The sequence below is a fragment of the Erythrobacter tepidarius genome, assembly GCF_002155695.1.
Taxonomy (GTDB): domain Bacteria; phylum Pseudomonadota; class Alphaproteobacteria; order Sphingomonadales; family Sphingomonadaceae; genus Erythrobacter; species Erythrobacter tepidarius.
Genome location: NZ_MUYJ01000016.1, coordinates 29,952 through 51,450, shown reverse-complemented (window position 1 = coordinate 51,450; position 21,499 = coordinate 29,952). Strand labels below are relative to the sequence as shown.

At 65.3% G+C, this 21,499-nt stretch carries 22 protein-coding genes and 1 tRNA gene; 6 read left to right on the top strand and 17 right to left on the bottom strand.

The features are described 5' to 3' along the window. A partial coding sequence (locus BZF61_RS14345; protein WP_086619866.1) for a recombinase family protein occupies positions 1-1,245 on the top strand: 1,245 nt, incomplete at its 5' end. Further along, positions 1,242-1,637: a hypothetical protein gene (locus tag BZF61_RS14340; protein ID WP_086620076.1), complete on the top strand. Its 396-nt coding sequence runs from the start codon at positions 1,242-1,244 to the stop codon at positions 1,635-1,637. The genes BZF61_RS14345 and BZF61_RS14340, both read left to right, overlap by 4 nt. Positions 1,638-1,720: 83 nt before the next feature. Here BZF61_RS14340 and BZF61_RS14335 read toward each other — a convergent pair whose 3' ends face one another. Beyond that, the gene (locus BZF61_RS14335; protein ID WP_143737087.1) at positions 1,721-2,488 is read right to left on the bottom strand and encodes a hypothetical protein; all 768 of its coding nucleotides are present in this window, start codon (positions 2,486-2,488) and stop codon (positions 1,721-1,723) included. Positions 2,489-2,995: 507 nt separating this feature from the next. Continuing rightward, positions 2,996-3,085: transfer RNA gene (locus BZF61_RS14330), tRNA-Ser, on the bottom strand. 178 nt (positions 3,086-3,263) lie between these two features. Between BZF61_RS14330 and hspQ the strand changes: the two genes are divergently transcribed. After that, a complete protein-coding gene (hspQ, locus tag BZF61_RS14325) occupies positions 3,264-3,644 on the top strand; it encodes a heat shock protein HspQ (RefSeq protein ID WP_086620074.1) in 381 nt (126 codons plus the stop codon). 99 nt (positions 3,645-3,743) lie between these two features. On the opposite strand, the gene BZF61_RS14320 is transcribed toward hspQ, so the two are convergent. Beyond that, the gene (locus BZF61_RS14320) at positions 3,744-4,589 is read right to left on the bottom strand and encodes an ABC transporter permease (protein WP_086620081.1); all 846 of its coding nucleotides are present in this window, start codon (positions 4,587-4,589) and stop codon (positions 3,744-3,746) included. Between the two features lie 153 nt (positions 4,590-4,742). On the opposite strand from BZF61_RS14320, the gene BZF61_RS14315 reads away from it, so the two are divergent. Together BZF61_RS14315 and BZF61_RS14310 are read left to right on the top strand one after the other, a co-directional pair. Then, the gene (locus tag BZF61_RS14315; protein ID WP_086620073.1) at positions 4,743-5,462 is read left to right on the top strand and encodes a GcrA family cell cycle regulator; all 720 of its coding nucleotides are present in this window, start codon (positions 4,743-4,745) and stop codon (positions 5,460-5,462) included. Between the two features lie 426 nt (positions 5,463-5,888). Next, positions 5,889-6,842 (top strand): DUF481 domain-containing protein, encoded by a 954-nt coding sequence (locus BZF61_RS14310; RefSeq protein ID WP_086620072.1) that lies wholly within the window; start codon positions 5,889-5,891, stop codon positions 6,840-6,842. 53 nt (positions 6,843-6,895) lie between these two features. On the opposite strand, the gene BZF61_RS14305 is transcribed toward BZF61_RS14310, so the two are convergent. The 6 genes from BZF61_RS14305 to BZF61_RS14280 form a co-directional block, all read right to left on the bottom strand. Then, on the bottom strand, positions 6,896-7,576 hold the full coding sequence (locus BZF61_RS14305; protein ID WP_086620080.1) for a polyamine aminopropyltransferase: 681 nt from the start codon (positions 7,574-7,576) through the stop codon (positions 6,896-6,898). Positions 7,577-7,648: 72 nt separating this feature from the next. Beyond that, on the bottom strand, positions 7,649-9,895 hold the full coding sequence (pnp, locus tag BZF61_RS14300) for a polyribonucleotide nucleotidyltransferase (RefSeq protein WP_086620071.1): 2,247 nt from the start codon (positions 9,893-9,895) through the stop codon (positions 7,649-7,651). A 177-nt stretch (positions 9,896-10,072) separates the two neighbouring features. After that, positions 10,073-10,342: a 30S ribosomal protein S15 gene (gene rpsO, locus BZF61_RS14295; RefSeq protein WP_086620070.1), complete on the bottom strand. Its 270-nt coding sequence runs from the start codon at positions 10,340-10,342 to the stop codon at positions 10,073-10,075. Next, complete coding sequence (gene truB / locus BZF61_RS14290; protein WP_086620069.1) at positions 10,290-11,285, bottom strand: tRNA pseudouridine(55) synthase TruB; 996 nt, start codon at positions 11,283-11,285, stop codon at positions 10,290-10,292. The genes rpsO and truB overlap by 53 nt, the downstream gene beginning before the upstream one ends. A gap of 8 nt (positions 11,286-11,293) precedes the next feature. After that, positions 11,294-12,013, bottom strand: a complete 720-nt coding sequence (locus BZF61_RS14285) for a site-2 protease family protein (RefSeq protein WP_086620068.1) — start codon at positions 12,011-12,013, stop codon at positions 11,294-11,296. 52 nt (positions 12,014-12,065) lie between these two features. Continuing rightward, positions 12,066-12,641 carry a thymidine kinase gene (locus BZF61_RS14280; RefSeq protein ID WP_086620067.1) on the bottom strand — a complete coding sequence of 192 codons (576 nt, stop codon included), beginning with the start codon at positions 12,639-12,641 and terminating at the stop codon, positions 12,066-12,068. Between the two features lie 80 nt (positions 12,642-12,721). On the opposite strand from BZF61_RS14280, the gene BZF61_RS14275 reads away from it, so the two are divergent. After that, a complete protein-coding gene (locus tag BZF61_RS14275; protein ID WP_086620066.1) occupies positions 12,722-13,306 on the top strand; it encodes a YceI family protein in 585 nt (194 codons plus the stop codon). A gap of 6 nt (positions 13,307-13,312) precedes the next feature. Here BZF61_RS14275 and rbfA read toward each other — a convergent pair whose 3' ends face one another. From rbfA to pspF, 8 genes are all read right to left on the bottom strand, one after another. After that, complete coding sequence (gene rbfA, locus BZF61_RS14270; protein WP_086620065.1) at positions 13,313-13,729, bottom strand: 30S ribosome-binding factor RbfA; 417 nt, start codon at positions 13,727-13,729, stop codon at positions 13,313-13,315. Beyond that, entirely contained in the window at positions 13,729-14,169 is a 441-nt protein-coding gene (locus BZF61_RS14265) for a PaaI family thioesterase (protein ID WP_086620064.1), read from the bottom strand. Before BZF61_RS14265 ends, rbfA begins: the two co-directional genes overlap by 1 nt. Further along, positions 14,166-16,691 (bottom strand): translation initiation factor IF-2, encoded by a 2,526-nt coding sequence (gene infB / locus BZF61_RS14260; RefSeq protein WP_086620063.1) that lies wholly within the window; start codon positions 16,689-16,691, stop codon positions 14,166-14,168. Before infB ends, BZF61_RS14265 begins: the two co-directional genes overlap by 4 nt. Before the next feature lie 9 nt (positions 16,692-16,700). Next, the gene (locus BZF61_RS14255) at positions 16,701-17,510 is read right to left on the bottom strand and encodes a DUF448 domain-containing protein (protein WP_086620062.1); all 810 of its coding nucleotides are present in this window, start codon (positions 17,508-17,510) and stop codon (positions 16,701-16,703) included. Further along, a complete protein-coding gene (gene nusA / locus BZF61_RS14250; RefSeq protein ID WP_086620061.1) occupies positions 17,491-19,122 on the bottom strand; it encodes a transcription termination factor NusA in 1,632 nt (543 codons plus the stop codon). Before nusA ends, BZF61_RS14255 begins: the two co-directional genes overlap by 20 nt. Continuing rightward, positions 19,122-19,691: a ribosome maturation protein RimP gene (gene rimP, locus BZF61_RS14245; RefSeq protein WP_086620060.1), complete on the bottom strand. Its 570-nt coding sequence runs from the start codon at positions 19,689-19,691 to the stop codon at positions 19,122-19,124. Before rimP ends, nusA begins: the two co-directional genes overlap by 1 nt. A gap of 167 nt (positions 19,692-19,858) precedes the next feature. Beyond that, positions 19,859-20,284 (bottom strand): PilZ domain-containing protein, encoded by a 426-nt coding sequence (locus tag BZF61_RS14240; protein ID WP_086620059.1) that lies wholly within the window; start codon positions 20,282-20,284, stop codon positions 19,859-19,861. A gap of 112 nt (positions 20,285-20,396) precedes the next feature. After that, positions 20,397-21,437 (bottom strand): phage shock protein operon transcriptional activator, encoded by a 1,041-nt coding sequence (pspF, locus tag BZF61_RS14235; RefSeq protein ID WP_086620058.1) that lies wholly within the window; start codon positions 21,435-21,437, stop codon positions 20,397-20,399. Positions 21,438-21,499 lie beyond the last annotated feature (62 nt).

Genomic DNA, 21,499 nt, shown 5'->3' with positions numbered 1-21,499 from the left:
GAGTTCAACAGCCTCGACGCCCAGCGCGAGGCTTGCGAGGCCTTCGTGACGAGCCAGAAGGCCGAAGGCTGGGCCACCATTCGCGAACGCTACGATGACGGCGGCTTCTCCGGTGGCACGCTGGAGCGCCCCGGCTTGAAGCGCCTCATTCAGGACGTCGAGGCCGGTCTGATCGATGTGATCTTGGTCTACAAGATCGACCGGCTGTCGCGCTCGCTGATGGATTTCGCCAAGCTGGTCGAGATCTTCGACCGCAATCGGGTGACCTTCGTGTCGGTCACGCAGTCGTTCAACACCACGACCTCGATGGGCCGGCTGACGCTGAACATCCTCCTCAGCTTCGCACAGTTCGAGCGGGAGGTGATCGGCGAGCGCATCCGCGACAAGGTCGCGGCATCCCGCAAGCGCGGCATGTGGATGGGCGGTCACGTCCCGCTGGGCTACGACGTGCGCGACCGCAAGCTGGTCGTCAACGAAGCGGAAGCCGCGACGGTCCGGATGATCTTCGAGCGCTTCGTCGCCATCGGCTCCGCCACGACGCTGGCGAAAGCGCTCGCGGCCGAGGGCGTTCTGAACAAGCGCGGCAAGCCGATCGACAAGGGCTTCCTCTACAAACTGATCAACAACCGGGTCTATCTCGGCGAAGCCGTGCACAAGGGCAAGGCCTATCCCGGCGAGCACGAAGCCATCATCGATCAGGTCCTGTGGGACAAGGTTCACAGCATCTTGGCAGAAAGCCCGCGCCTGCGGGCGAAGAATACCCGCCGCCAGACGCCAGCCCTGCTGAAGGGGATCATCTTCACCGAGACGGGCACGGCGATGACGCCGACGGCGACGAAGAAAGGCACGCGCCTCTACCGCTACTACGCGTCCATGGACCTGATCCGAAACCGCCCGACCGGCGACGCCTCGGGCCCGCTGCGCTTGCCCGCAGGCATGGTCGAGGACGCCGTGGTCGGCGAAATCCGCCGCATGATCCGCGCGCCCGAGATCGCGGCGCGGACGATCAAGGCCCTGCGCGACGAGAGCCCGACCATCGATCAGAAGGCGGTTGTCCAGGCGCTCGGCGAGTTCGACCAGCTCTGGGCGGCGCTGTATCCGGCGGAGCAAACCCGCATCGTCCAGCTTCTAGTCGAGCGGGTGACCGTCGGCAAAGACGGCATCGCCGTCGATCTGCGCCATGAGGGTCTGGGCTCGGTCCTGCGGGACATGATGGCCCCCCGCCAGACGGAGGCCTGTGCATGACCGACTCGACGAACACCATCCGGGTCGTCATCCCCCTGACGATCCGCAAACGCAACGGGCGGCCGATGATCCTGCCGCCCGACGAGGTGACGGTCCGGGACGGCCGGTTACAAGATCCTCATGTGCTGCGCGCCATCGCTCGCGCTTGGAGCTGGCGGCGGCAGCTGGAATCCGGTGCCGCTTCCACCATTCAGGATATCGCCGCGGCCGAGAAGGTCTCCGACCGGTTCGTGAGCCGAATAATGCGGCTCGCCTATCTGTCACCCGAGGTGCTTGAACACCTCGTCATCAGGCGCGTCCCACCGGCGCTGTCATTGAACGACCTTGTTTCGGTCGCCGATCGGCCGTGGGCGGAGCAGATGGACGCTGTATTCGATACCATTTACTCCTAAGAATATCGCCTCTGGCACGAAGGAAGCGCTCGACCATTCTTGTTAGCTTATGCTCGAAACGGTGAGTGAAAACGTCAATGAGCTTACGGTAGGTTGTCTGCGAGATCCTCGAAGGTCATAAAGCGAACGCCGTAGGTCTCGGTAAGCCATGAGCGATGGATCGGGTCGAGGACAGAGTTGGTGGCGTTGCTGTTGCCCACGTCCGCCGAGCAGAAAACATCAATACCATAAGCGACATGGACGGCTACACTGTCGCCGTCAGCCCACTCGCTGAACGCTCGCTCTACACTGCGTTCTTGGTGGACATCGGTCGCTTGGTCGAGAGACTGAAACCAAGCGGATGCTGGGTCCGAAGCAGACATGTTCCTACCCAGCGCTTTCACCTGAGCGAAGCCTATCCCCCGAGCTTCGATCGCTCGCGCGACCTCATGAGCCTTGTCGATCCACGCTTTCAGATCATCGCCTTCGCCCCGTCCCAGATAGTATTCTCCAGCGTGGTCGGTCAGATGATAGGCACCTATCCTTGGCACGCCCTTTAATACTTTCACGCCTAATGTCTTGGCCGCCTTTACACGCTCTAGAACCTCGGGATGCAGCGGCTTTCGGCGTGGCTGTTCAACGCGAAATTCCATAGCGATAGTTTCCAAATCCCCGCTACCGACCTTCTCCTGGATTACGTTCGGCAGGTCTGCGTAATCGGTGATCTGGCTCGTTTCCGGATGCATAACTGTCTGGGTAGCAGCGAACACATCGGCTCGGTCACGGCGCATGATGCCCTCAATGGTGAGCATAGTCTCCGAATAGAAGCCCTTTAGCTTGCCATTCGCGAGCGCGCTGTGGACCTTTTTCATTTGCGGCTGTCGAGGGTCTTTTGGGAACCGCTCGGGCCGACATGCCAAGTCCAAGACGTTAGTGTCGAATGTGACGCGAAGCACCATAAAGCCCCCTGTGCTACATGCAGCGCGGACGCCATCGGCTCAACGCGCACCGATTGCCCGCTATCAGAGAGAGTGCTTTCCTCTCCGGGCGGAAAATATACTCTGCCACACCAAGCTCGTAACTACGCCGCATTTCGCTCCGCAATGCCTATCGTGTTTTTCCGCGGCGGCCACGCCAACCGGAAGAACGCCCGCTGAATGCATTGTCGAGCGAACTGCGAAACCCGTTGGAAACGCTGGTGTTCACGAAGCCGAACCGGGCCGGACGAGGTTCGGTCGGTTAGAGACGGAGGGCTGTTCAGAGACAGAAATTCGGCGCAGGGCCAGTCTCCGAGGTTCGGGCGTCTCGGCTAAGCGCCTTTGAAACAAAAAGAAAAAGGCCCCCAACGGGAGCCTCATCTCGGGTTCGCTACAAGATAATGGCGGAGAGGGTGGGATTCGAACCCACGTTACCGTTGCCGGTAAACCGCATTTCGAGTGCGGCGCATTCGACCACTCTGCCACCTCTCCGCGAGGCCTGTCGCGCATGGTCGGGCCGCATGGTCGGGACGGCAGGCGACAGGAAGCGCGCCCGTTAGCGCAGGGTTTGAACCTTGCCAAGTCCCGATGAACCACAAAATGCGGGCATATCTCGCAACCGCACAAAAGCCGCGCTTGTTTTGCCGGAGCAAAAGTCCATATTGGCGGCATGGAACGCGCAGAATTCTTCTCAAGTCAGGCAGGCCGCACGATCATCGCCCCGCGCCAGACCCGTGCGCGCTTCGCCATCGGCGATGTGGTGCGCCACCGCCTGTTCGGCTTCCGCGGCGTGGTGTTCGACATCGATCCGGTTTTCGCCAATTCCGAGGAATGGTACCAGTCCATCCCCGAGGACATTCGCCCGCGGCGCGATCAGCCGTTCTATCACCTGCTCGCCGAAAATGACGAATCCTCCTACGTCGCCTATGTCAGCCAGGGCAATCTGCTGGCCGATCCCGAGGGCGGCCCGGTCGATCACCCGACGGTTCGCCAACTGTTCGACAGCTTCAAGGACGGCCGCTACCGGATGCGAGCCTCGCTGACGCACTGATGCCTATGGCAAGCCATGCGGCTTGCTGGTTCTCGCAAAGGCTCGGGCGGGCGGTTGTCCTTGCGGCCCTTTCGGGCCGGGCAATGCCCGAGCTCCATGTCAGCTCTTAAGCTTCCATCCGCTGCGCAGCAGGGCATAAACCGCCGCCGCCATCACCAGGTTGAGCGCCAACAGCGCGCCCCCGGCGGCCGCCACGGCCTGCGCCCCGCCGATGTCGCTTTGCCCGAGGAAGCCATAGCGGAAGCCCGAAATCACATAGAAAAACGGGTTCGCGCGGCTCACCGTCTGGAACACCCCGTGCAGATTCTCGATCACATAGAACGTGCCCGACAGCAGCGACAACGGGGCGATGATGAAGTTGGTTATCGCGGCATTGTGATCGAACTTCTCGGCCCAGATCGAAGTCGCAAGGCCGAGCGTTGCCAGCATCAGCGAACCCATCAGGCCGAACCACACCACCGCCCAGACGTGCGCCACCGCCAGCGACACGCCCGGCCACAATGCCATCGCCAGCGCCACAGTGCAGCCGACAAGAATCGCGCGAGTCACCGCGGCCGCCAGGATCCCCGCCATCAGCTCGCCAGAGGACAGCGGTGGCATCAACAGATCGATGATCGTCCCCTGCATCTTGCCCGACAGCAGCGAGAAGGAGGAATTGGCGAAGGCGTTCTGCATCATCGCCATCACGATCAGGCCCGGTGCGACGAAGGTGGCAAAGGGCACGCCCAGCACCTCGCGCCCCTCGCGCCCCAGCGCGACAGCGAAGATCACCAGAAACAGCAGCGTGGTGAAGGCCGGTGCCCAGATCGTCTGTGTCTGCACCTTGAGAAACCGTCGCACCTCCTTCATATAGAGGGCGAAGAGACCCACGCGGTTGACCCCGGTGATCACCGGAACACCGCGCGGGGAAAACCGGGTGCCCCCGCCGGTCTTGTCATCAGCCATGATTTCCGTCACGGGGACGGCGTTGCCATCGGGGTGCGCTGAAGCAGTATCGGCCATGGTCTGAGCGCCTAGGCCGGAAGGGCTTGCGTGGCAAGCATGGCTCCCGGCAAGGGGTCGATGCGCAGGCACCGGATACAGGAACAGGTAGGTTTTATGAGCTGGACGGACGAGCGTATCGCGACGCTCAGGAAAATGTGGGAAGGTGGCGCGACTGCCAGCGAAATCGCGGCGGAACTTGGCGGGGTCAGCCGCAATGCGGTGATCGGCAAGGCGCACCGGCTGGGGCTGAAGGCGCGCCCTTCCCCGGTCAAGGCCAACGAGAAGAAGGCCAAGCCGGGGGCTGGCAAGAAGCCGGTGACACCCGCATCCAAGCCCGAGAGCGCCGCGCGCAGCGAAGCGCCCGAGCGGGTCGCTGCTCCGGCAGCCGACCGCGCCCCCGCGCGGCCCGCGCCGACCGCCACGGCACGCCCTCCGGCGGACGAGCGCGCCGTCGCCCCCAGTCCGTCGCAGCCCCTGCCCCATCCGCAGGCCGAACTGCCCAAGATCGTCTCGGTCGGCCCCGGCGGCTTCCTGCGCCAAGGCCCCGGTGACCAGCAGGCCCCGATCCCCCCGGCTCCGCCGCGTCGCCTGGTACCGGCCAAGCCCAGCCCAGAGATCGCCGGCAAGACCAGCCTGCTCGATCTGTCGGACAAGGTGTGCCGCTGGCCGATCGGCCATCCGGGTGAGCCCGACTTCCACTTCTGCGGCGAGCCGGTGAACCCCGGTTTTCCCTATTGCGTCGAGCATTGCGGCCGCGCTTATCAGGCCCAGCTGCCGCGCGGGGTGCGCCGTCCGCCGCCGCCGCTGCCCTTTGGCGGCCCGCGGGTCCGTTGAGCTCAGCGCTGACGCCCATCCCTGCGAATCCGACGGTGCAGCCGGCAAACCGTTCAGCTTGAAGGCCACTTTGCTGAAGTTGGAGACAGATGAGACACTGTCCGGAAGCGAAAAACCGCCCCGCGCAAAGGCGCAAGGGCATTGGTTCGGCCAGGTCAGGAACGGGCGCGTGCGGTTCATCGGCGCAACGTGAACCGCAGGACACAGTGTAGGAAAGCCCCGCACGAGCTTCGGCCCATCGCCCGTTACGGACGCGAAATTCGCCGGTCCGAACCGGCACCCCCACGCGCTGGCTTGCCCTCGGGATGCGCTATCGCCCCGCGCTGGAAGCAGACGGGCAAGGCCGCCGGGCCGCCGCGTCCGCGGGTGCCGCGTTCGGCAGCAAGCCTCTTGCCCGCCTCAAGCCGAGGCGGCTAGGGCTGCGGCATGATCTGCCGGATTCCTGCCACCCTCGGCCCCGCGGCCCTGCTGTGCGCGTCCTGCCCTGCCCTTGCCATGCTGCCCGAACCGGTGCGCGCCATGATCGATGCGGCGATCGCCACCAATGATGAAGCCAAGGTGCGCACCGTCGTGGAAATCGCCAAGCAGACCAATCCCGACGCCGTCGCCGAGATCGACGCGATGCTCACCGCCTTCGAGACCCGGCTGACCGAGAAAAAGACCGCCGAAGCGGCTGCCAAGGAAGCCGCGATCCGTTCCGCCGGGTTGTTCGATAACTGGTCGGGCAAGGGCGAATTCGGTGCCTTCCGCGCGACCGGCAACAGCTCGAACACCGGGATCACCGCCGGCCTCTCGGTCGCCCGGCAGGGCATCGCTTGGCGCCACAGGCTGACCGGGCGGGTCGATTACCAGCGCGCCAACGGCACCACCACGCGCGAACAATACCTCGCCCGCTACGAGCCCAACTACGAGCTTTCGGACAAGATCTACCTCTATGCGCTGGCGCAGTACGAACGTGACCGGTTCCAGGGATTTTCGGGCCGTTACGCGATCTCGGGCGGGCTCGGCTATCAGGCGCTGAAGCGGGACGACATCCAACTCTCGCTCAAGACCGGCCCGGCCTATCGGGTCACCGAATTCACCGACGGGCGCAGCGAAAGCCGGATCGCGGGGCTTGCGGCGCTCGATTTCGACTGGAAAATCACTGAGCGCCTCACGCTGACGCAGGATGCCAATGCGGTGGCGGAAGCTGGCGGTTCGGCAGTCGCGATCATCGATTCGCGCAACACCACGCTCGATCTCGTCACCGGGCTGAATGCCGCGATCAGCAGCAAGCTCTCGGCGCGCTTTTCCTATGCGGTGGAGTATGACAGCAACCCGCCGCCCGGCGCCGTGCAGACCGACACGCTCAGCCGCGTGACGCTGATCTACGATTTCTGAACCAGCACCCACTTTCAACAAGGCAGACGACCCAAGCTCATGGAGCTTGGGCGTCAGGTCTTGTGCGCGAACCAGATGAGGTGATGGGCGCCCTTGTTGCCCGGGCGCGAGCGGACCTTCCACTCGGTGACCGTCAGGCCTGTGTCGCGCAGCCGCGTGCGGAAGGACGGATCGGGCGCGGCTGACCACACTGCGAGAATTCCGCCAGGCTTGAGTGCATCGCGCGCCCTGGCAAGGCCGGTGCGCGAATAGATGCGGTTGTTGGCTTCGCGCGCGATCCCGTCGGGGCCGTTGTCAACATCGAGCAGGATCGCATCGAATTTCGCGGCGGTGCCGTCAACGGCATCGTCGATCAATGCCGCGACGTCGCAGATCCTGAGGTCGAGCCGTGGGTCCGACAGGCCATTGCCGGTCAGCGCCGCCATCGGCCCTCTGGCCCATGCGATGATCGCCTCGCAAATCTCGGCGACCACTATTTGCGCCTTCGGCCCCAGCCGTGCCGCCGCCGCGCGATAGGTGAAGCCCAGACCGAAACCGCCGATCAGGATCCGGGCATCGTCCCTGCCAAGCTGGTCGATGGCGAGATCGGCCAGCTGCTCCTCGGAAAAGCGCATCCGGGTGCTCATCAGCTCGTTGCGCCCCATCATGACCATGAAGTGGCCGGCGTGGGTGTAGAGTTCGAGGGTTGCGCCGTCCTCGATCCGGGCAGTGTCGATCAGTTCGCGCTTGCGCATCGGTGCAAATCCGAAGACAAGGCCGCCCGGATCGCTCCGGACGGCCACTTGTCGACACCTCGGTTGAGGCGATCAGTCCTTGAGGAAGTCGGGCAGAGCCGCCGGGCCGCTTTCGCGCTCGCGGCCGCCACGGCCGCCGCGGTCAGTGCCGCGGCCGCCCTTGGGCCCGCGACGATCGCCGCGCGGCTCGCGCGGTTCGCGCGGCTGGCGGGTGTCTTCCAGCTCCTCGCCGGTCTCCTGATCGACCACGCGCATCGACAGGCGCACCTTGCCGCGGTTGTCGATCTCGAGCACCTTGACCTTCACTTCCATGCCTTCGGAGACGACATCAGTGGGCTTTTCAACCCGCTCGTTGCGCATTTCCGAGACGTGGACGAGACCGTCCTTGCCGCCCATGAAGTTCACGAAAGCGCCGAAATCGACGATGTTGACGACCTTGCCGGTGTAGATCTTGCCCACTTCCGGCTCCTCGACGATCCCGAGGATCCAGCGCTTGGCGGCTTCGATTTCCTCGAGGTTGGACGAGCTGATCTTGATCACGCCTTCGTCGTCGATGTCGACCTTGGCGCCGGTTTCAGCGACAATCTCGCGGATCACCTTGCCCCCCGTGCCGATGACATCGCGGATCTTCGACTTGTCGATCTGGATCGTCTCGATCCGTGGCGCGTGCTTCGACACTTCGCTGCGGGCACCGGACAGCGCCTTGGCCATTTCGCCAAGGATGTGCTGGCGGCCGGCCTTGGCCTGCGCCAGCGCCTTGGCCATGATTTCCTGCGTGATGCCGGCGACCTTGATGTCCATCTGCATCGTGGTGATGCCGTTTTCAGTGCCGGCAACCTTGAAGTCCATGTCGCCGAGGTGGTCTTCATCGCCCAGAATGTCCGAGAGAACGGCGAATTCGTCACCTTCGAGGATCAGACCCATCGCGATGCCCGACACCGGTGCCTTGATCGGCACGCCCGCGTCCATCAACGAAAGGCACCCGCCGCACACCGTCGCCATCGACGACGAACCGTTGGACTCGGTGATGTCCGACAGCACGCGGATGGTGTAGGGGAAGTCTTCCTTGCTCGGCAGCACCGGGTTGAGCGCGCGCCAGGCGAGCTTGCCGTGGCCGACTTCGCGGCGACCCGGCGCGCCGAAGCGGCCCACTTCACCGACCGAATAGGGCGGGAAGTTGTAGTGCAGCATGAAGCTGGCATAGCTCAGGCCTTCGAGGCCGTCGATCATCTGCTCGGCATCCTTGGTGCCGAGCGTGGTGGTGCAGATCGCCTGGGTCTCGCCGCGTGTGAACAGCGCCGAGCCATGGGTGCGCGGCAGGAAGCCGACGATCGCCTCGATCGGGCGAACCTCGTCGAGCTTGCGCCCATCGATGCGGCGGCCGTCCTTGAGGATGGCGGTGCGCACGATGTCGGCCTCGACCTTCTTCAAAGTCTTGATCGCCACCATTTGGGTCTGCGGGGTTTCGTCGGCAAATGCAGCCTTGGCCTTGTCGCGCGCGACGTTGAGCGCATTGGCGCGCTCGGACTTGTTGGTCAGCTTGTAGGCCGCCGCAATATCCGCACCCACGAGCTGCATGAGCTTGGCCTTGATCTCGGCGGTGTTGTCCGAAAGATCGATTTCCCAAGGCTCCTTGGCGGCCTTTTCGGCCAGCTCCACGATCGCGCCGATCACCTTGCGGCATTCGTCATGCGCGAACATCACTGCGCCGAGCATCTCATCCTCGGTCAGTTCCTTGGCTTCGGATTCGACCATCATCACCGCCTTGTCGGTGGCGGCAACGACGAGATCGAGCCGGCCTTCGGCCAGCGCCTTGTCCTGCTTGGGGTTGAGCACATATTCGCCATCGATGTAGCCGACCCGGCAGGCGCCGATCGGCCCCATGAAGGGCAAGCCCGAGATGGTCAGGGCGGCCGAAGCGGCAATCATCGCGACAATATCGGCCTCGGTCTCGCCATCGAACGAGAGGACCTGGGCGATAACGTTGATTTCGTTGTAGAAACCTTCGGGGAACAGCGGACGGATCGGACGGTCGATCAGGCGGCTGGTGAGCGTTTCCTTTTCGGTCGCGCCGCGTTCACGCTTGAAGAAGCCGCCCGGGATACGCCCTGCGGCCGAAAATTTTTCCTGATAATGGACGGTGAGCGGGAAGAAGTCCTGCCCTTCCTTGACGCTCTTGGCGGCGGTCACGGCGCACAGCACCACGGTTTCGCCATAGGTCGCCAGCACGGCGCCATCAGCCTGACGGGCAATGCGCCCGGTTTCCAGAGTGAGGGTCTTTCCGCCCCACTCCAGCGATACGGTTTTCGTGTCGAACATCGGTTTTCCTTCTGACCCGCGCGGCCATATTGCCGGGCGGGGCCTCATGTGCCGGGGAAACAACCGTCCCGGTCCGGTGCGGGGCGCTGGTTCGGCCCCGAGGCGATGCAGGCCGGATGCCTGCCAAGCCCCAAATGCACGAAGGGCGGCCCCTTGAGCCGCCCTTCCCGCGAACTCTTACTTGCGCAGGCCCAGCTTCTGGATCAGCGCGTTATAGCGCTCGACATCCTTCTTCTTGAGGTAGGCGAGCAGCTTGCGACGCTTGTTGACCATCATCAGCAGGCCACGGCGCGAGTGATTGTCCTTGTGGTGATCCTTGAAGTGCTCGGTCAGGTTGCGGATGCGCTCGGTGAGGATCGCAACCTGCACTTCCGGGCTGCCGGTGTCCTTGGGGTCACGGGCGTTCGCGGCAATGATTTCCTGCTTCTTTTCGGCGGTCACCGACATGGTATTCTCTTTCTTGCTCAGCGACATCGGGAAGGTTGAAGCCCCTCACGACCTTGGCCGTGCCATCCGAAATCTCCATCAGCGCGACCGGGGCGGCGCCCAGTTTCGCGAGGTAGAGCCCGGATGATTGGGGCATGCCAGACAGCACCCGGCCCTGCCGGACCGCCTGCGCGCTTGCCTGGTCGAGTGCGAGGGCCGGGATGTCGTCCAGCCCCGCCTCCAGCGGCAGGAGGAGGTGTTCAAGCCCTGCGCCCTTAGCGACTTCCTCCAGATTGTCCAGCGAAATCGCCTGCTGCTCATGGAAGGGGCCGGCCTTGATGCGGCGCAGATAGGTGACATGGGCGCAGGTGCCGAGCGCCTGCGCGATGTCACGCGCGAGGCTGCGGATGTAGGTGCCCTTGGAGACGTGGGCCTCGAGCGTGACTTCATCCCGCCCTGGCGCATCCGGCAAGAGCGAAAGTGCATGGATCGTCACGCTGCGCGGTGTCAGTTCCACCCTCTCGCCTGCCCGCGCCCTGGCATAGGCGCGCTGGCCATCGAGCTTGAGCGCGCTGTAGGCGGGCGGAACCTGCGCGATTGCGCCGGTGAAACGCGGCAGCACGGCCATGACCGCATCCCGCGTCGGGCGCACATCGCTGGTCGCGACAACGGCCCCTTCGGTGTCGAGCGTGTCGGTCTGCTGCCCGAAGCGAAGGGTAAACACGTAGATCTTGGAAGCATCCAGCATCCGGCCGGCGAGCTTGGTCGCCTCGCCGAGCGCGATCGGCAGCACGCCCTCGGCCAGCGGATCGAGCGTGCCGCCATGGCCTACCTTCGTTTTCGCATAGCCGTGCTGCCGCAGCATCCGCTTGACCGCGCTCACCCCCTGCGTGCTGCCAAGCCCGCGCGGCTTGTCGAGGATCAGCCAGCCCGACAGCGGCACGGCCTTGCGCTCGTCACCCATGGTCCTGCTCAGGCAAAGGCCGCGTGGATCGCGCCGGCGAGCGAGAGGTAGAGCTGCATCGCGAACAGCACCGGCGGCATAAAGATTTTGCCCAGCCAGCTCGTCCCGAACACCCAGCTGGCCGCGACGAGGACAAGGATCAACGCCATGCCGATGCCCTGCAACCTTTCCCACACCGCCCGCATCGACGCCGGCAACACGCCGCCTAGGATGTGCGAGCCGTCAAAGGGCGGGATCGGCAGCAGGTTGAAGATGCCCAGAAACAAGTTGGCCAGGATGAAGTAGAACAGCCCGGTTCCCAGCCACAGCGGCTTGCCCAAGGCGTTCAGCACCAGCGCGGTGCTGCCGTCGTCGCTGAACGTGGCACCGTCGGGCAGCACGAGGCCGTAGAGCACCGCGCCGACCAGCGCGAGGAGGAAATTGCTCGCCGGGCCTGCCGCCGCCACCGCCATCATCCCGAAGCGCGGATTGTTGAGACGCCACTTGTTGACGGGCACCGGCTTGGCCCAGCCGAACATCGGCCCCCCCAGCAGCGCCAGCGTGCCCGGCACCAGCAATGTTCCGACCGGATCGACATGCGCGATCGGATTGAGCGTCAGCCGGCCGCGCTCGGAGGCGGTGGGATCGCCCAGCAGCCGCGCGGCATAGCCATGCGCGACCTCGTGAAACACGATGGCCATCACCAAGGCGGGCGCCAGCACGAGGATCAGGGCAAGGGTATCGGTCATCGCGCCCAAGATAGGGTGGCGGATCGGCCAAAACCATAGGGCGCGGGCAGGATCATCGTCCCAGCGCCTGGGTGAAGTGCTTGCGGCACAAGGCAAGATAGCGCTCATTGCCCCCGATCTCGGTCTGCTGGCCCTGTTTGACCGGCGCGCCGCTTTCGTCGACGCGCAGGTTCATCGTCGCCTTGCGCCCGCAGTGGCACACGGCCTTGAGCTCCACCAGCGCATCGGCAATCCCCAGCAATACTGCCGAACCGGGGAAGAGTTCGCCCTGAAAATCGGTCCTCAGGCCATAGCACAGCACCGGAATGCCGCCCTCGTCCGCCAGCCGCGCCAGCTGCCACACCTGTGCGCCGCTGAGAAACTGTGCCTCGTCGACCAGAACGCAATCGAGCGGTTCGGCAGCATGCGCCGCGCTGACTTCGGCCCACAGATTGGTGTCGGAATGGAAGCGGTGCGCCGCGCTTTCCAACCCGATCCTGCTTTTCACTAGCCCGCCCGAGCGGCTGTCAAGCGCTGCGGTCCACAGCATCGTGCGCATCCCGCGCTCGCGGTAGTTGAAGTCGGCCTGCAACAGGTGAGCGGATTTGCCCGCGTTCATGCTGGCGTAGTAGAAATAGAGCTTGGCCATCGCGCCAGCCTAACCAGAGGCTGGGCGCGGGGCGAGACGTGATTGAACCTTTTGCCCGGATCAAGCGTATAGGCAATGCCATGCTGAACCCCGTTGCCTGCCTCCGGATGATCCTGCTGCCCCTGCTGGCCGTCTTCGCGCTCGCCAACACGCCTAGCACGGCGCAGCGCTACATCCTCGATGCGGCGGCCAGCGATGTCTCGGCCAGGGTTCCGTTCTTCGGCCTTGCCAGCAAGACCGCCCGCTTCCCGCGGATGGAGGGCGCGGTAACGATCATCCCCGGCGCCCCCGAAAAGGCGGTGATCGATGTCACTTTCGATGCCAGCGCGATCGAGGCGCCCGATTCGGTCACGCTCGCAAGGCTGAAGGGCGAGAAGTTCTTCTGGGTCGAGAAATACCCCACGATCCGCTTTATCGGCCGTTCCATGAAGCTCGTGAGCGCGACCAAGGGCACGGTTTCGGGCGAGCTGACTGCGCGCGGCGTGACCATGCCGGCGACGCTCGCCGTGACCTTCGATGCCGACCCGGTGCGCAATGCGGGTCGGCCCGTAAGCTTCACCGGAACGACCACCATCGACCGCCGGCAGTTCGGGATGAAAAGCTATCAGCTGATCGTCGGCAACAAGGTCGATATCACCTTGCGGGCGCGAATGGTGCCGCGCTAGCCTGACCTATTGCTCTTCGTCCTCGGCGAGATCGCGGGCGACCTTGGGATGACGCAGCAGCGCCTCGATCCGGTCGGCCTCGGCAAAGCTTTCGTCCTTGCGGAACTTGAGCTTGGGCGCGAATTTGAGGCCGAGCCGCTGGGCCACCTCGCGCTGGAGGAAGGCGGTGTTCTGCCTGAGGGCATGGACCACGTCGTCATCCGAGGTCGTCGGCCCCGCCCCCAGCAGCGCCTTCACATAGGCCGTCGCGTAGCGCAGATCCGGGGTCATGCGCACCTCGGTCACCGCGATATGCGCCGCACTGACGATAGCGTCATGCACCGCGCCGCGCGCGAGCAGTTCCGAGAGGATATGCCGCACCCGCTCGCCGACCTTGAGGACGCGGACCGATTGCTGTTCGGCGGTGAAGGGCGCTCTGGCCATCAGCGGGGCATCCCGGTCTGCTCCGGGGTGGGGCGCGGAGTCGGGATCGCGGTCGACGTGGCGCGGGCGTGGAGCGTGCCGTCTTCCGCCAAGAGCTCGCCTTCGAGGAAGATCACCCGCTGCCCGGCGCGCACCACCCGTCCCTTGCCGATCAGCGGCCCTTCCGGGATCAGGCGGATGAGGCTCATCGAGATTTCGAGATTGAGCGGGGCCATCTGGCCGCCGGTGGCCGCGACATAGGCATAGCCCATCACGTCATCGAGATAGCCCGCGACCAGCCCGCCCTGCACGCCCCCGCGCCAGGTGGTCATCTCGCGCTTCACGTGAAAGCGCATGGTCGCGGTCTGGCTCGCTTCGTCGAAGCTGACGAACTCGGAGCCGAGCAGCGCCGTGTGCGGCGACTGCCCGGCATCCTCGGGAAAGTAGACCTTCTCGCTCACAGCGTCCGCTCACGCTCCTCGACCGAGAAGACTTCGAGCATGTCACCGGGCTTGATGTCGTTGGTATCCTCCAGCACCACGCCGCATTCGAGCCCGGCGCGCACTTCGTCGACGTCGTCCTTGAAGCGCCGCAGCGAGGCGATCTTGGTGGCGGAAACGATGACATCGGCGCGGGTGAGGCGCGCAAACAGCCCCTTGCGGATCGCGCCTTCCAGCACGAGAAGCCCTGCCGCCTTGTCCTTCTTGCCCGCCGGGAAGACCTGCTTGACCTCGGCCCGGCCGACCACGGTTTCGATCCGCTCCGGCCCGAGCTCGCCCGCCATCTCCTTGGCGACTTCCTCGGTGAGGTGGTAGATGACGTCGTAATACATCATCCGCACCCCGTCGCGCTTCACCAGATCGCGCGCCTTGGCGTTGGGACGCACGTTGAAGCCGATGATCGGCGCCTTGGAAGCCGCCGCCAGCAGCACATCGCTTTCGGTGATCGCGCCGACGCCGGCATTGAGCACGCGCACCTTGATCTCGTCGTTCGACAGCGCGTGGAGCGCATTGACGATCGCTTCGACCGAACCTTGCACATCCGCCTTCACCACCACCGGATATTCGATGACGTTGGAGGCGAGGTTGTTGAACATCGTATCGAAGTTGGTCGGCGCCAAAGCGGTGCGCTTTTCGGTCGCCTTTTCCTGACGATACTTGGCAACTTCGCGCGCGCGCTGCTCGTTCTCGACCACGGTGAGCAAGTCACCTGCGGACGGCACACCGCCCAGACCGAGCACCTCGACCGGCATCGACGGGCCAGCTTCCTTGAGCTGCTGGCCCTTGTCGTCGATGATCGCGCGGACACGGCCAGACTGGGTGCCGACCACGAAATTGTCACCGCGCTTGAGCGTTCCGCGCCTCACCAGCACCGTCGCCACCGGGCCGCGGCCCTTGTCAAGCTTGGCTTCGATCACGGTCGCCTCGGCAGGGCGATCGGGGCGGGCCTTGAGTTCGAGCAGCTCGGCCTGGAGGTTGATCGCCTCGATCAGCTTGTCGAGCCCCGCCCCGGTCTTGGCCGAAAGCTCCACGTCCTGGACCTCGCCGCTCATCGCCTCGACGATCACCTCGTGTTCGAGCAGGCGCTCGCGGATCTTCTGCGGGTTGTATTCCGGCTTGTCCGACTTGGTGATCGCCACGATCATCGGCACGCCGGCCGCCTTGGTGTGATTGATCGCCTCGATCGTCTGCGGCATCAGCCCGTCGTCACCGGCAACCACCAGCACGACGATGTCGGTGACATTCGCCCCGCGCATCCGCATCTCGGTGAAGGCGGCGTGGCCCGGAGTGTCGAGGAAGGTGATCTTCGAATTGTCCTTGGTGGTGATCTGGTAAGCGCCGATATGCTGGGTGATGCCCCCAGCCTCGCCCTTGGCCACATCGGTTCCGCGCAGGGCGTCGAGCAGGCTGGTCTTGCCGTGATCGACATGGCCCATGATCGTCACCACCGGCGGGCGCGGACGCAGCGTCTCTTCCGGATCGGTATCCTCGCTGGTGTCGATATCGACATCGCTTTCCGAGACGCGGGTGATGTTATGGCCGAACTCCTCGACCAGCAGCTCGGCGGTGTCCTGGTCGATCGTCTGGTTGACGGTGACCATCATGCCCATGTTGAACAGCGCCTTCACCAGATCGGCGCCCTTCTCGGCCATGCGGTTGGCGAGTTCCTGGACGGTGATCGCTTCGGGCACGACCACATCGCGCACCTGTTTTTCCCGCGGCTTGGACACACCGCCCCCCTGAAGGCGACGCTCCTTCTCGCGCGCACGCTTGAGCGCGGCGAGGCTGCGCGCCCGGCGGCCTTCGTCCTCGTTGAGCGCGCGCGTGACCGTCAGCTTGCCCGAGCGGCGGTTGTCCTTGCCGGCATCGATCGGCGCGGCGCGCTTTTCTTCCTTCTTCTTGCCCTTGATCTCGGGGCGCCTCGGCTCGGGCCGCTCGACCGGCGTGAAGCGGCGCGCTGCGGGCATGGTGTCGCTGCGCAAGGCCGGTGCCGTCGTTTCGGTCTCGGCCGTTTCCGGGGCCTCGACAACCTCTTCCCCTGCCGGCAAGGCCGCAGCTTCGGCGGCGTGCCTGGCAGCTTCTTCCTCGGCGCGGCGGTTTTCCTCGGCGCGGCGGCGCTCTTCTTCCTCGCGCTCGCGGGCCTCGGCCTCTTCACGCTTGCGCGCCTCTTCGGCGAGCCGGAGCCGCTCTTCCTCGGCCTCGAGCTGGAGCCGCCTGACGCGTTCCTGCGGAGTCTCGCCCACGGGTACCGGGCGCGCGGGACGCGGCGCCGGGGCCGGCTTGGCCGCGACCGGAGGCGTGGGCGGCGGCGGCGGTGCAGCAGGTTCGCTGACGGGCTTACCGAGCACGCGGCGACGCTTCACCTCGACCACCACCTTGTTGGTGCGGCCGTGGCTGAAGGTCTGCTTGACCTCGCCCGCATCGACCGAGCGCTTGAGGCCCAGAGGTTTGCGGATGCGCTGGTTGTCGTTTTCGTCGCTCATTATCGCTCGTCAGTCCTTCACGTATTCGTCTTGTGCCGAACGGCCAGCCGGGTGCGGCCGCTCGCTGTTGCCGGGGCTGTCCCGACCGGAATTGTCCCCCATACCGCTCATGCCGGCGGGCGCGCTGCCGCCAGCAACAAAGCGCGAAAGCCGGGAAACTGCCTGCAGCACCCGCATCGCGGCGCGCATGTCGCCGGGATGGCCGGCAACGCCGAGGTGGACGACATTGTCGCGGCCCAATGCCACAGACAATGCCATGCGGTCCAGAGGCAAGACCAGCCCGCGTTCCCCCGATCCTTCCGCCCCGCGCCCGACGCGCCAGGCCTGATCGAGCTTGCGCCGCCCGTCCTCACTGCTGTCGCTGGCGTGCAGCAGGGCCGCGAGCCTGCCGGCGCGCGCCTGCTCCGCGATCCGGGACGCGCCGAGCACGATGTTGCCGCTGCGCAATTCCAGCCCGAGCCGGTCACCGAGGTGGCGCGCCAGCGCGGCTTCCACCCGCGCGGGCAGATCGTCCGGAATGGTGAGTTGAGCACCCTTGAAGGCGCGCATCAGCGCCCGCTTCAACCGGCCGTCGGCCACCGCTGCCGCGAGCGCGTCGCGGCTCACGCCGATCCACGCACCGCGCCCCGGCGCCTTGGCCGCCGGATCGGGCAACACCAGCCCGTCCGGCGCAATCGCCAGCCTGACCAGCACAGCACGCGCGTCATGCGCGCCTGTAAGGATACAGCGCCGCTCGCTCCCGGCCACCCGATCAGAGGGGGCCGAAAGCAAAGGCGCGACGATGTCGGACGTCAGGCGCTCATTGGGTGGAGTCCGCATCGGCGGCCTCCTGCGTGTCGGGCTCGTCTTCGAACCAGTGCGCACGGGCAGCCATGATGATTTCGTTGCCCTGCTCTTCGGTGAGACCATATTCACCCAGCACGCCGCCCTTTTCGGCCTCGCGCTGCGCACGCCGCAGCGGCGGACCATCGGCATTGTTGCGGCGCCGCGGGGCCTCGCGCTTCTTGGCGATCAGTTCGTCGGTCGCCAGATCGGCGAGATCGTCGAGCGTCTTGATACCCGCCTTGCCGAGCGTGACCAGCATCGCTTCGGTGAGGTGCGGAAGCTCGGCGAGGGCATCCTCCACGCCCAGCTCGCGGCGCACCTTGCGGTGCGCTTCCTCCTGCCGTTCGAGCGCTTCGAGCGCCCGTCTCTGGAGTTCCTCGGCCAGTTCCTCGTCGAAGCCTTCGATGCTCGCAAGTTCGGCGAGATCGACATAGGCCACCTCTTCCAGCTCGGCAAAGCCTTCGGCCACCAGCAGCTGCGAGAGGGTTTCATCGACGTCGAGCTCTTCTTCGAACATCTTGGAGCGCTCGGCGAATTCCTTCGAGCGCTTCTCCGAGGCTTCTTGCTCGGTCATGATGTCGATCTGGTGCCCGGTGAGCTGGCTCGCCAGGCGCACGTTCTGGCCGCGGCGACCGATCGCTAGGCTGAGTTGCTCGTCGGGCACCACCACCTCGATCCGGCCGTCTTCCTCGTCGAGCACGACGCGGCTGACCGTCGCCGGCTGGAGCGCGTTGACGACGAAGGTCGCCGTGTCTTCCGACCAGGGGATGATGTCGATCTTCTCCCCCTGCAATTCCTGCACCACCGCCTGCACGCGGCTGCCCTTCATCCCGACGCAGGCGCCGACCGGATCGATGCTCGAATCATAGCTTATCACGCCGATCTTGGCGCGGCTGCCCGGATCGCGGGCGGCGGCCTTGATCTCGATGATGCCGTCGTAGATTTCGGGCACTTCTTGCGCGAACAGCTTCTTCATGAAATCGGGGTGGGCGCGGCTGAGGAAGATCTGCGGGCCGCGGTTGTTACGCTCGACCTTGGTGATCAGCGCACGCACGCGCTCGCCCACGCGCGCCGCCTCGCGCGGGATCTGCTGATCGCGGCGGATCACGCCCTCGGCACGGCCGAGGTTGACAATCACATGACCGAATTCGACCGATTTGATCACCCCGGTGATGATCTCGCCGACGCGGTCCTTGAATTCCTCGTACTGACGCTCGCGCTCGGCATCGCGCACTTTCTGGAAAATCACCTGCTTGGCCGACTGCGCATCGATGCGGCCGAGATCGACAGGGGGCAGCGGATCGACGATGAAGTCGCCCACCTTGGCGCCGGGCTGGAGCTTCTGGGCCTGCTTGAGATCGACCTGCTTGAAATAGTCCTCGACCTCCTCGACCACCTCGACCACGCGCCACAGCGTCAGATCGCCGGTCAGCGGATCGAGCTTGGCGCGGATGTCGTTTTCCGCACCATAACGGTTGCGCGCGGATTTCTGGATCGCTTCTTCCATCGCCTCGATGACGATCGCCTTGTCGATCATCTTTTCCGAGGCGACCGCATTGGCGATCGCGAGGAGTTCGGCCTTGTTGGCGGAAATGGCACTGGCCATCAGTCGTCTGCCTTTTCTTCCTGGGTGTCTTCGATGAGTTCGTCAGCCCCGCTGATATCGAGCGGGCGGGTGGCGGCGATCAGCGCGTCGGTGAGGACGAGCTTGGCCGAATGGATCTGGTCCAGCGGCAGACGCACATCGCCCGCCTTGGCGTCGGTGAGAAGCACCATGCCGTCCTCGATGCCGTGGAGCAGCCCCTTGTTGGTGCGCTGGCCGGCATAGCCCTTGACCATGACGATCCGGGCCACGTGCCCGGCCCATTTGGTGAAGTCCTTCTCGCGGGTCAGCGGCCGGTCGATACCCGGCGAAGAGACTTCGAGATGATAGGCCCCCTCGATCAGCACCTCGCCCGCTTCCTCGGCCGCGTCGATCACGTCCGAGACCCGGCGCGAGAGCGCGGCGCACTGGTCGATCACCAGCTGGCCGGTGGCCGGATCCTCGGCCATGATCTGCAAGGCCATGCCGCCGTCGCCCGCCTCGGACGGCAGGAACGCGACGCGCACGAGCTCGAAACCGAGGGCCGCAGCCTCGGGTTCGATCAATGCAGTCAGGCGCGCGATATCGGCCATGAGTTCTCCGGCGGGGCGGCATCGTTGCAACGCGGTTTGGGCCGGCCCCGTCAGGCGCCAGCATCCAAACCTTGTCACGACAATGTCGGGATGGATGCGCACTTAGGCGCGGACACGCGATTTGGCAAGAGCCAAGCGCAGATTGCGGCCAGCCAGGCGGCCTGCGATCAGAGGCGGCCTTCCCCGCTGACCCACCGCCGCACCTGATCGCGCAGGCAATCGCGCTGTTGCTGCGCAAAGCCCTCGGCATGGCGGCGCACAGCGAGGACAGCGGCATCGGACAAGGGCTCGTCGAAGGCCAGACCATTGATGCCTCCGCCGGTGCCGGCCTTGCGCCAGATGACCTCGGCAAAAACCTCGAACCCCGCGACCCTGAGATAGAGGCACATTCCCGGCGCGAGTGGTTCGGCTAGGCCGATCCGCGCGCCGGTGCGCGACAGATCGAGCAGGATGCAATTCTGCGTCGCATGGGTCGAGACCATCCGCACCGGAACCGCCAGCCGCAGACGTGCCGCGCTACGCCGCCCGGTCAGCGGAGGCGTGGCCGGCTCGGACCCCGGCGCGCGACGTGGAAGGGCGACTGGCTGCACCATGACATGGCAGCCTGCGGCATTATGGCGGAGAAGCGCTGAACCGCGCCCTAAGGAAAGTTACGCGGCACGGCGCGGCTGTGCGCCGGCTTACGGTGCAAACCCGATCGTCCCGTCAGCTCGCCGCGCTATCCTGGCCTTCCATGATCCCATGCTTGCGGATTGCATGGCGCAGCTGGTCATAGGTCAGGCCCAGCGCCCGCGCGGTCTGGCGCTGGTTCCAGCGGTGCTTGCCGAGCGCATGTTCGAGAATGGCACGCTCATGCGCATCGACCGCCGCGCGCAGATCGTCGATGCTGTCGAAATCAGGCGCGCAAGGCGCAGGCGCGGGCGGCTTTGCATCCGCTACCGGTGCACCGCGATGGGCCGGCGGGCGCGGACGCCACGGGCTGTCGAAGGGATCGAACTGCACGTGAGCGATGGGAATGTCGGGTTCGCCCCAGCGATAGACCGCGCGCTCGACGACATTGCGCAGCTCGCGGACATTGCCCGGCCAATCGTAGTTCTCCAGCTGCTCCATCACGTGCGGGGCGAAACCGGGCCAGCGATCCCAACCAAGCTCGGCCGCCATGCGCCGTCCGAAATACTCCGCCAGCACGCCGATGTCGCCCTCGCGCACCCGCAATGGGGGCAATGTGATGACCTCGAAGCTCAACCGGTCGAGCAGGTCGGCACGGAATTTGCCGCTGGCCGCGAGCGCGGGGAGATCGTCGTTGGTCGCGGCCACGATCCGCACGTCGACCCGGATCGGGCGCGAGGCGCCGATGCGGGTGACCTCGCCATATTCGATCGCGCGCAGCAGCCGCTCCTGCGCGCCCATCGAAAGCGTGCCGAGCTCGTCGAGAAACAGCGTGCCGCGGTCTGCCTCTTCAAAGCGGCCCGCGCGGGCTCTGGTCGCGCCGGTGAAGGCTCCCGCCTCGTGCCCGAACAGCTCGGCCTCGATCAGGGTTTCCGGCAGAGCCGCGCAGTTCATCGTCACGAGCGGCTCGTCCCAGCGGGTGGACAGGCGGTGCAGGCGTTCGGCGATCAGCTCCTTGCCCGTCCCGCGTTCGCCGATCACCAGCACCGGACGGTTCATCGGCGCGGCACGGCTGGTGCGCTCGACCGCGTCGAGAAAGGCGCCCGATTGGCCGATGAACTGGCTTTCACGCTTCATCGACCAATCTATAGTAAAATTCCCCAAAGCTTGGCAATAGAGACCAATACACATCCGCTCGA